This window comes from uncultured Meiothermus sp. (genome assembly GCF_937863175.1).
In the GTDB taxonomy this organism is placed as follows: Bacteria; Deinococcota; Deinococci; order Deinococcales; family Thermaceae; genus Meiothermus.
In genome coordinates, this window is record NZ_CALMCQ010000144.1 from 1 (window position 1) to 2,630 (window position 2,630).

The 2,630-nt window shown below is 61.0% G+C and carries 3 protein-coding genes; all 3 read right to left on the reverse strand.

The genetic code is table 11. The features are described from left to right. Positions 1-62: 62 nt before the first annotated feature. A complete protein-coding gene (locus tag Q0288_RS05725; RefSeq protein WP_299428494.1) occupies positions 63-1,457 on the reverse strand; it encodes a peptidoglycan DD-metalloendopeptidase family protein in 1,395 nt (464 codons plus the stop codon). Next, positions 1,454-2,314, reverse strand: coding sequence for a permease-like cell division protein FtsX (locus Q0288_RS05730; RefSeq protein WP_299428497.1), 861 nt, complete (start codon positions 2,312-2,314; stop codon positions 1,454-1,456). The genes Q0288_RS05725 and Q0288_RS05730 overlap by 4 nt, the downstream gene beginning before the upstream one ends. 60 nt (positions 2,315-2,374) lie before the next feature. After that, positions 2,375-2,630, reverse strand: a 256-nt coding sequence (locus Q0288_RS05735) for an MOFRL family protein (protein WP_299428500.1), incomplete at its 5' end; no start/stop codon positions are given.

The window sequence follows — 2,630 nt, forward strand, 5'->3', positions numbered from 1 at the left end:
TTGTTCTCGATGCGATGATCCGCCATTGGCTATCGGCGACCCCTGCCATAAGCCGGATGCAATCAGTAGTACCTGGAAGGATCCACGTAGCGAAAATTGCCGCTGTCGTCAATGAAAATTACCCTGAACCACATCTGGTTGCTGGGAATTAGTACCCCACCGCCGGTAAAACCAATAACCTGGCCCTGCGCGACACGCTGGCCGGCCGAGACCCTGGGCTCGAGTACGTTTACGTACTGGGTGGCGATCTGATCGGAGTGGCGGATGGTCAGGGTATAGCCCAGATTGGCAATAAACAGGCTATCAATCACTACCCCGTCGGCTGCTGCCACTATGGTGGTGGAGGCCTCTGCGCCCTGGAGGGTCTGCCAGTCATTGCCCTGGAAACCATAAGCCTCTGCGATGCGCCCCCCCCGCACCGGGAACTGCAAAGCGCCCACCAGCTCCCGTGGAACTTCGGGTAGCTCACGCACCGTCTCGCGACGGGCCGCGTCCTCCCGCTGGCGTTGGGTCTGAAGCTCCCGTTGCCGCTGGGCTTGCAGTTCGCGCTGGCGGCGCTCCTCGGCTTCACGTCGTCGCCGTTCTTCCTCGGCTCTTCGCCGTTCCTCGGCAATGCGCTGCAGTTCGGCAGCAATCCGGCTCTGCAAGACGTTTAACTCCGCACGAAGCTGGGTCTGGGCTTGCAGGGTCTCGCGCAGGATGACCAGTCGCCCGGCCCGCTGCTGGCGCAGACTGGCCACGGTGAATTGTACGCTCTGGCGGTTTTGCGCCAGTGCCACGATACGTTGCTGGCGCTCGGCCCGGCGCTCGGTCAGGGTATCAACCAGCAGTTCGAGCCGCACGCGCTCCTCGTCGAGCCGGCGCACGGTGTGTTTAATGCGATCCATCAGATCGGTCTGGTGCTGCCCCAGCACCCCCACCCACTTACTACGCACTGACAAATCGGTGAAGGATTCGGCGCGCAAAATGGGCAAATATCGTCCAGCCCGCTCCCGGTGCAGGCTTCGCAGCATGGCTGAAAGCCGCTCGCGCAGACCCTGTAACTCCTTTTGCAGGCTGGCAATCCGGGCCTCGGCTTGCCTTTTTTGTCCTTCCAGCAAATCAATCTGCCGGGTCAGGTCGGCCCGTTCGCGCTCGAGGCGGGTGATTTCGGCCTCGAGGCGGCGCAACTCGGCCAGTTGCTGCCTGGTGGCTGCGTCCAGGTTGGCCAGGTCGCGGTTGAGCTGCTGAATGCGCTGTTGCTGGAGTTGCTGCAGCCGCTGGTTCTGCTCGGCTTGCTGCCGAAGCTGGTTGAGGTTGGGCTGGCCAAAGGCCGAAGGCTGAAAGCCGAAAGCCAGGAAGATAACCATGAGCCAGCTGCCAAACGCAGTAGGTCTGAGGGCTCGAGAAAAGGTGGTCGCTAGCAGCCGGTCGCTGGTTGTAAACCCACCCTTCTCCGACCCCCGCCCCTGCTTCATAAATCTGCCTCCCGCAGGTTGGCCCGGCTGGCCAGATAGGCCCCGGTGGCCCCCAGCAGCACCGCCAGCACCAGCATGGCCAACGCCGCCCTGAACAGGTCGCCCTCGGCCAGCACCGGTATGAAAGGCAGCAGGTTTTGCAGGGCCTCCGACAAGAAGCGATAGGATAAAATCCCCAGCCCCAGGGCCACCAGCCCTGCGGCCAGGGTGAGCAGCGTACCCTCGGCCACAAACGGCCCCTGGATAAAGCGCCGGGTCGCCCCCACCAACTGCATGACCCGTAACTCCTCGCGGCGGTTTTCGATGGAGAGCCGAATCGTCCCCATCACACTAAACAGGGTGTCCAGGAGTAGTAGCACAATCAGGATATTGACCGCGATGCGCAAGCCCGCCAGCACCCGCACGAGTTGCTCGGTCAGAGCCCCGCCATACTCCACGCTTTCCACCCCTTCGATTCGTGCGACCCGCCGCCCTACCTCGCGCACCTGCTGGGGGTCGGAAAGCTTCAGCCGGATGGTGTTGGGCAGGGGGTTCTGGATGAACTCTCGAGCCTGGGCCAGATAGGGATAGTCCAGCTGGAGTGTGGCCAGGGCTTCTTCCTTGGTTTGTAGCGTGGCTTCACTCACCTCCGGCCAGGCTTTGATCGCGTCCAGGATGGCGGTCGCCTGGGCATCGGGCTTGAGAAAAGCGGCTACTTCGAGCTCACGCTCGAGCGAGGCCACCACCCGATCCAGGTTCCACAACACCAACCCCAGCAGAAACAACAGCGAAAACGATACCAGGGCGGTAAAAAAAGTGGCCAGCGTACTGGTCAGGTGTTGGCGCAGCGAACGCAAAGCCTGGGAAAGGGCATACACGGCATTTAGTGTACCGTTTGTGTCTGGGTTTTATGTGAATTGGCCTTTAGAAACGGGTTTCTATTCCACCACCAGCGACCGGAAATCGTTGAGGTTGTTGACCGTTTCTCCGGTAACCAGCAGATCATTAATGGCCACAAAAAAGCCATGCGAATCGTTTTTTTGCAGACAGGCTTTAAGATCTAACCGTAAATGCCGGGCTCTGTCCCAGGTGTCGGGCCGCAAAATAGCCCCAGCAGCCGGGGAGTTGCCATCCATGCCATCGGAGTCTGCCGCCAATGCCCAAACGCCCTGCTGTTGCAGATACAAACCCAGC